General features: G+C 71.1%; 8 protein-coding genes. 7 read left to right on the top strand and 1 reads right to left on the bottom strand.

The features are described 5' to 3' along the window. Positions 1-196: 196 nt before the first annotated feature. Positions 197-622, top strand: a complete 426-nt coding sequence (locus ACZ4Z1_RS28800; RefSeq protein ID WP_030021573.1) for a cold-shock protein — start codon at positions 197-199, stop codon at positions 620-622. 206 nt (positions 623-828) lie between these two features. Here ACZ4Z1_RS28800 and ACZ4Z1_RS28795 read toward each other — a convergent pair whose 3' ends face one another. Further along, positions 829-1800: an NADP-dependent oxidoreductase gene (locus ACZ4Z1_RS28795; protein ID WP_468489556.1), complete on the bottom strand. Its 972-nt coding sequence runs from the start codon at positions 1798-1800 to the stop codon at positions 829-831. Between the two features lie 324 nt (positions 1801-2124). Here ACZ4Z1_RS28795 and yczR point away from each other — a divergent pair, with 324 nt between their 5' ends. The 6 genes from yczR (at position 2125) to ACZ4Z1_RS28765 (ending at position 7311) form a co-directional block, all read left to right on the top strand. Continuing rightward, on the top strand, positions 2125-3612 hold the full coding sequence (yczR, locus tag ACZ4Z1_RS28790) for a MocR-like transcription factor YczR (RefSeq protein WP_468489555.1): 1488 nt from the start codon (positions 2125-2127) through the stop codon (positions 3610-3612). 317 nt (positions 3613-3929) lie between these two features. Further along, complete coding sequence (locus ACZ4Z1_RS28785) at positions 3930-4418, top strand: hypothetical protein (protein WP_468489554.1); 489 nt, start codon at positions 3930-3932, stop codon at positions 4416-4418. Beyond that, positions 4415-4843, top strand: coding sequence for a transcriptional regulator (locus tag ACZ4Z1_RS28780; protein WP_468489553.1), 429 nt, complete (start codon positions 4415-4417; stop codon positions 4841-4843). The genes ACZ4Z1_RS28785 and ACZ4Z1_RS28780 overlap by 4 nt, the downstream gene beginning before the upstream one ends. Further along, positions 4840-5739, top strand: a complete 900-nt coding sequence (locus tag ACZ4Z1_RS28775; RefSeq protein ID WP_468489552.1) for an ABC transporter ATP-binding protein — start codon at positions 4840-4842, stop codon at positions 5737-5739. The genes ACZ4Z1_RS28780 and ACZ4Z1_RS28775 overlap by 4 nt, the downstream gene beginning before the upstream one ends. Continuing rightward, positions 5736-6608, top strand: a complete 873-nt coding sequence (locus ACZ4Z1_RS28770; RefSeq protein ID WP_468489551.1) for an ABC transporter permease — start codon at positions 5736-5738, stop codon at positions 6606-6608. The genes ACZ4Z1_RS28775 and ACZ4Z1_RS28770 overlap by 4 nt, the downstream gene beginning before the upstream one ends. 253 nt (positions 6609-6861) lie before the next feature. After that, positions 6862-7311 carry a nitroreductase family deazaflavin-dependent oxidoreductase gene (locus ACZ4Z1_RS28765; RefSeq protein WP_468489550.1) on the top strand — a complete coding sequence of 150 codons (450 nt, stop codon included), beginning with the start codon at positions 6862-6864 and terminating at the stop codon, positions 7309-7311. The last annotated feature ends 61 nt before the right edge of the window (positions 7312-7372 follow it).

The raw sequence follows: 7372 nt of genomic DNA, 5'->3' as shown, positions 1-7372 counted from the left end.
TGCCACGCGGGGGCGGGTACCGGGCTGGACGTTCCGCCGCCGCTCGGCAATAGTATGGGCGGGACATCCACCGAATCGTCTCCGCCTTCGGCGATAGCCTCTGCCGGCGCAGCCGGCGGGAACGGCGCCGTCGGGACAACGGTGACGGGATGCGGAATTTGCGGGCAGTTGTGGAATTGGGGTCTGGGGCACAGTGATGGTTTCGGGTAAGGTCATTCGGTTCGACGAGGTGCGCGGCTACGGATTCGTCGTCCCGGACGACGGCGGAGAAGACGTCTTCGTGCATGTGAACGACCTGGAATTCGACAAGGGCCTGATGGCGCCCGGCGTCAAGGTCGAATTCCTGGTGGACGAGGGCGACCGGGGACCCAAGGCGTCCGAAGTACGTTTCCTGGAAGGCGCTCCCGGCCGCTCCGGCGGCGCGCACCGTGCCCAGAGCGCGGCGCACGACGGCAATTTCGAGGACGGTGTCCTGTGCGACACCCTCTCCGCCCAGGAGTTCCTCGACGAGGTGACCGAACTGCTGGTGACCGGTGTGCCGAGCATGACCGGCGAGCAGATCCTCCAGGCCCGTCAGCGCCTTCTGAAGCAGGCCCAGTCCCACGAATGGGTCGACGCGTAGGGCTTTCCCGGCGTCGGCTCCGGGCCGCCGGGCTTTGCCCGCTGACTCCCCGCAGCCGCGATTACCGGCATTGCTGCGAACGGAGTTGACGGCGCCGGAGGCCCGGCCCCGAGTTCCGGCGCCGGAGTTTCCGGCAAATCCCGGTCTCGGAATGCCGGTCGCCCGTTCGGCGGCCGCGGCAACAAGGGACCTGGTAACGAGCGGCCTCAGGACGCCACGCGCAGCACCAGCTTCCCGCGTGTGCGGCCCTCCTCGCCCCGGCGGTGCGCCTCGGCGGCCTCGGCCAGCGGCAGTACGTCCTCGACCTCCACCGAGACCACCCCCGCGTCGATGAGGCCCCCGATACGGGTGAGCGCCGCGCCGTCCGGCTCCACCAGGAAACCGCTCGCCCGCACTCCCTGGGCGCGGGCGGCCTCCACCAGCTCGGGTGCGGCCCCGGAGGGGACCGCGATCAGCATGCCGCCGGACCGCAGCGTACGCAGCGAACGGGTACTGGTCGCGTCGTGCTCGTCGCCCACGAGATCGATGACGACGTCCACGTCGCGCACCACCTCCTCGAAGCGCTCCCGCGTGTAGTCGACCAGCTCATCCGCCCCGAGCGAGCGCAGCCAGTCGTGCTTGGCCGCCCGGGCCGTACCGATGACGTGCGCGCCCAGATGCTTGGCGAACTGCACCGCGAAGTGGCCGACGCCACCCGCCGCCGCGTGGATCAGCACCCGCCGGCCCGCCTCGACGTGCGCCGCGTCCACCAGGCACTGCCATGCGGTGAGCGCGGCCAGCGGCACGGCGGCCGCGTGGTCGTGGTCGAGCGTGGCCGGCTTGCGGGCGAAGTGCCGCGAGGGCGCGGTCACGTACTCGCCGTACGCGCCGGCCTGCCGCGGGAACCACGGCATCCCGTACACCTCGTCGCCCACCTGGAGCGTGTGCACGCCGAAGCCGACCTCCTCCACGACGCCGCTGACGTCCCAGCCCACCGAGAACGGCGGGTCACCGAGGACCCCGGCCATACCGCCGCCCTGCCGGGTCTTCCAGTCGATCGGGTTCACCCCGGCGGAGTGCACCCGTACGAGCACCTCGGTGGGCAGCGGCGCGGGCCGGGGTGCCCGGGCCAGGTACAGCACCTCGGGGCCGCCGACGGAGTCCTGGGTGATCGTGCGCATGGTCGGTTCGCTGCTCATGCCGTGTCTCCTGAAGGGGCCGGACCGTGCGGGCACGGCCGGGTCATTGATCATCGTCGTACGGAAACTACCGGAGTAGCCGCCAATGGGCGGTGACACACTTCCGCGCCTCCGTGTCCGTCTCCTCAGGCCGCTGCCCGGATGTGATCCAGGCGGCTCTGTACAGTGAGGGGCCGGCGCGACGTGGCCGATGCAGCCAGTACGGGCAACCCCGTCAAAACCGTCAAGACCGTCAATGCGGACGACACGGCCGTTGCGGTCAGAACAGTCAGTGGCCGCCGGCACGGCCCAGAGAGCCAGTGCGGCCGATACCGGGGGAGTGGCATGGCGGACACCAGGCCGCCCCGGCCCGTGGACGGCGCGGGGCCCACGGACCGCACGCTGCGAGGCCGAAAGCTGGCCGCGCTGCTGCCCGATCCGTCCGGAGCCGGACCCGCCTACCGCCACCTGGCACAGGCGATCAGCGAGCTGATCCTGGACGGCCGCGTCGCCCTGCACGTCAGGCTCCCCGCCGAGCGCGAACTCGCCACGGCCCTCGGCATCAGCCGGGCCACCGTCACCGCCGTCTACGACCTGCTGCGCGAGAGCGGTTACGCGCACAGCCGCCAGGGCGCCGGCACCTGGACGGCCCTGCCCGAAGGCCGTACTCCCCGGAGCGTCACACGGCTCCTCGGCTCCCGGGGTACCGCGATCGACCTGGCGAGAGCCGCCCCCGCCCTGCCGCACCGGCTCCTCGCCGACGCCCTCGCCCGGGTGTCACCGCAGTTGGCCGAGCACGTCGACACACCCGGCTACCACCCGTACGGCCTGCCGGAACTGCGCGCCGCCATCGCGGAACGCTTCACCCGTCGGGGCCTGGCCACCGTGCCTGAACAGATTCTGGTCACCTCCGGGGCCCAGCACGCCCTCACGCTCGTCCTCGGCCTGCTGTGCCGCCCCGGCGACCGGGTCCTGGTCGAGAACCCGTCCTACCCGAACGCCCTGGAGGCCCTGCGGCGCGCCCGGCTGCGTACCGTGCCGGTCCCCGTGACCGACGCCGGCTGGGACACCGGGACCGTCGAATCGTCCCTGCGCCAGTCCGCGCCCCGACTGGCCTACCTGATCCCCGACTTCCACAACCCGACCGGCCGCCTCATGCCCGCGGGGGCGCGCGCCCGCATCCTGCGCGCCGTGCAGCGTTCCCACACCTGGCTGGTCATCGACGAGACCCTGACCGACCTCGCCCTCGACGTCTCCACCCCGCCGCCCTTCGCTTCCCTCGCCCCACCGGGCGGGGCAGGCCAGGTCATCACCACGGGTTCGATGAGCAAGACCCACTGGGCGGGCCTGCGCATCGGCTGGCTGCGTGCCCCCGCCCGGCTCGTCACCGAACTCGCCGGGCAACGGGTCGCCACCGACATGGGCGGCTCGGTACTGGACCAACTCCTCGCCCTTGACCTGCTGCAACGGTCCGAGCAACTGCTGCCGGCGCGCCTGGAACACCTGCGTACCCAGCGCGCCGCCCTCACCGCCGCCCTGACCGAGCACCTCCCGCACTGGACCTGGCAACTGCCGCCCGGCGGCCTCTCCCTGTGGGCCGACCTGGGCGAACCCCTCGCCGCTGCGCTGGCCGACCGGGCACGGGACCACGGCGTACGGATCGAGGGCGGCGCCTGCTTCGCCACCGACCCGGGCGTCTTCGAACAACGCCTCCGCATCCCCTACACCGCGCCTCCCGACATCCTCCGCGAAGCCGTCCACCGCATGGCCGCCGCCCTCGCGGACGGCCTCACACCCTCGTCCACCACGCGCCGACCGCATTGGGTCGCCTGAGCCCGGTCTTTCGGGTGGGCGGACGCCGTACGGGGCGGGTGGGGCGGGCGGGGATTCTGCCCGTCAGTCCGTAGTCCGACCGTACGCGCGCCTCTCCCGGCGAGCCGGGCCGCGTGAACTTCGTTGCCGCTGGTGGAACTTGACGCGCGCGGCTCCTTCCCTGCCTTCTCCCCCTCCCTTCCTTGCCCTCTTCGCCGAGATCGCCGTTCTGACTTGCCTGGCGGGAAAGTCTGCGCTAACTTTCCTAGTGGGAAAGCTGGTGGTCGGGGACCGGTCGCCGGAGATTCAGAGCGTCAAGGTATTAGGGGGCGATGTGCATGAGCACACCGGTGGACGCCGAGCAGGCATGGGCGGATCTGCAGAGAATCCGCGTCCCGCAGGAGCGGGTCTACGACGAGTTGGAGCGCTGCTCCGTGACGGGGCGACGGGCGTATCTGCCGATCGCGGCGGCGATGTGGGTCTATCTGGCCGTCAGCGGGCTCGACCTCCCCAAATGGTGCCTCTGGGTGTTCCTGGCGGCGTACGTGGGTGTGCTGGCCGCCATGGGAGTGCGCGCGAGCCGCAAGTCACGCATGCGGCTGCACCGTTCGCGCTACACCTGGCGTGTGTACGTCGTGTTCTTCGCGGGCGCCGCCCTGGGCGGGGCGAGCATAGGACTCAGTTCCTGGCTGGTCGAGTGGGCCGAACTGCCGTACGGAAGCCTGATAGAGGCCACGCTGTGTGCCGGCCTCTTCCTGCTCGTCACCGCGCCCGCCAACCGATGGGCCTTCGCACCGATGCGCAGCTACGACGGGAGCCGCCGATGAGCACCCCCAGCGGATTCGACGAACTGATCCACCCTTCCACCCGGCTTTCGGTGGTCGCCCTGCTCGCCGCCACCGAATGGGCGGACTTCCCCTTCATCCGGGACAGTCTCTCGCTCAGTGACTCGGCGCTCTCCAAACAGCTGCACACGCTGGAGGAGGCTCAGTATCTGGAGATCCAGAAGGAGGGCGGCGGGCGCAAGCGCCGTACGAAGGTGCGGCTCACCGACCGGGGCCGGAGCGCGTTCGAGGGGCACGTGGCGGCGCTGCGCGAGATCGTCGAAGGAGCCGGCACGGGACCGTCTCCCGGAGGCACCGCGACACCCTCGGCCGAAACCGAGCCGGCCCGCACCGGCTCAGCGCGTACGGACTCGGCCCGTACGGGTTCGACGGGCACCCGGACGATGCGTGCGGAGGCCCGCCGATGACCGCGCCCGAGCCCGTCGTACGGGTCCGTGACCTGCGCATGTCCTACGGCTCCAGAGAAGTGCTGCAAGGCTTCGACCTGGATATCCACCGCGGCGAGATCTTCGCCCTGCTCGGCCCGAACGGCGCCGGGAAGACCACCACCGTCGAGATACTCGAAGGCTTCCGCCGACGCTCGTCCGGTGACGTCCACGTCCTCGGTACGGACCCGGTGCGCGGCGACGACGTCTGGCGCGGACGGCTCGGCCTCGTCCTGCAGTCCTGGCGCGACCACGCCAGGTGGCGGGTGGGCGAGCTGCTGGGCCACTTCGCCGAGTACTACCCCGACCCGCGCGACCCGAGGGAGCTGCTCGAACTCGTCGGCCTGACCGCGCACGCGGGCCGGCAGGTGGGCAGGCTCTCCGGCGGCCAGCGCCGCCGCCTCGACGTCGCCCTCGGCATCGTCGGCCGCCCCGAGCTGCTCTTCCTCGACGAACCCACCACCGGCTTCGACCCGGAGGCGCGGTACGACTTCCACATCCTGGTCGAGAAGCTCGCCGCAGACGAGGGAGTCACGGTCCTGCTCACCACCCACGACCTCACCGAGGCCGAGCGCCTCGCCGACCGTATCGCCGTGCTGGTCGACGGACGCATACGCGTCTGCGGTACCCCGGCCGAACTGGCCCGGCAGGCCGCGGCGCGCGCCGAGGTGCGCTGGACGGCCCAGGACGGGACCTCGCGCAGGGAACGGACCGAGAACCCCTCCCAGCTGGTGTGGGAACTGCACCGTGACACCGGGGGACCGATAGCCGACCTGGAGGTGCGCCGCCCGACGCTGGAGGACACCTACCTGCACATGGTGAACACCGAGTACCGACACCCGGTCGGCTCCGGGGACCGAGAGGACAGTGCCGCATGAGGGGGACGGGACCGCAGCGCATCCTGCGGGCGGGGATCCGGCGCGGAGGCATCGAGCTGCGCCAGCTCCTGCGCAGCAAGAAGGAGCTGGGCGGCTACCTGGCGAACGTCGTGGTGGCCGTCGTGCTCGCCGTGACCGTCAACGATTCCGTGCCCGGCACGCAGCTGCCGATGGGCCACCTGATGATGGCCGGGTTCTCCGCCTACCTGCTCTTCCAGCTCGGCGTGGTGAACATCCCCCAGATGCTCGTCACCGAACGCGAAGAGGGGGCGTTGCTGCGGCTGCGGGCCACACCGGGCGGCATACCGGCGTACCTCGTGGCCAAGGCGCTGCTGATCCTGGGCATGGCCGTCGGCAACCTCGTTCTCCTGCTCGTGGCGGGCGCGGTGCTGGCCGACGGCCCGCTGCCGGCCAGTCCCGCCCAGTGGTTCACCCTGCTCTGGGTCACCGGCCTCGGGCTGCTCGCCGTCGTTCCGCTCGGCGCCGCGATAGGCGCCGTCCTGCCCAACCCGCGTGAGGCGCTCGCCCTGATCATGCTGCCCTCCATGGCGCTGCTGGTGATCTCCGGGACGATGTTCCCGGTCACCCGGCTGCCCCAGGTCGTGCAGCAGATAGCCGCGGTCTTCCCGCTCAAATGGATGGCCCAGGGCGTGCGGTCGGCGTTGCTGCCGGACAGCGCACTCGCCGCCGAGGCGTCGGGGTCCTGGCAACTGCCCACGATCGCCCTGGTCCTCACCGCCTGGGCCGTCGTCGGCTTCCTCCTCGCCGTACCCCTCCTGCGCAGGACCACCCGCCGCGAATCCGGCTCCCGCCTGGCAGGCCGCCAGCACAAGGCAGCCATGAACGGAGCGGGAGCACCGGCGCGGTAGCACGGGGCAGCGGCGGGGACAGCGCCGTCAAGGAGACAGTTTTCCGTACGCCCGCCGCCCTACGCCCGCGCCATGTTCTGCGACGCCCGGTTCGTACGTCCGCCACCAGCCACGACACCTGTCGGGATGATTGCGTGCGCCCCCCTTGTTGAGGAAGGGTCAGGTCGGTTGCGGCGGCCGGAGAGCCGCGGACGGGGCCGTACGACATGACGCCCGCACGGGCGGACGACGATACGACGATGGGACGGATGCCATGCCACTTGAGGGCGAGTACGAGCCGAGCCCGGAGAAGTGGGTACGTGATCAGGTCGAGCTGTACGAGAGCAGCGGCGGCACCAAGGGGACGACGATCCGGGGCCTGCCCGTCATCGTCCTGACGACCCGGGGTGCCAAGTCGGGCAAGATCCGCAAGTCTCCGCTGATGCGGGTGGAGCACGAGGGCACCTACGCCGTCGTCGCTTCTCTGGGCGGTGCTCCCAAGCATCCGGTCTGGTATCACAACGTCATGGCGGATCCCCGCGTGGAGCTGCAGGACGGGCCCGTACGCATGGACCTGGTGGCCCGTGAGGTGACGGGCGAGGAGAAGGCGCTGTGGTGGGCGCGTGCGGTCGAGGCGTACCCCGATTACGCGGACTACCAGCAGAAGACCGACCGGGAAATTCCCGTCCTCGTCCTGGAGACACCCGACCGGAGCCACAGCTGACGACGACGCGAAGCAACGCGATACGACAAGTGTCATGGCTGATGCCGGCGCGACGGAGTCC

This window comes from Streptomyces sp. NPDC030165, assembly GCF_055573595.1.
Note: the sequence above shows the minus strand (reverse complement) of the source record. Positions and strands in the feature narration are given on the sequence as shown.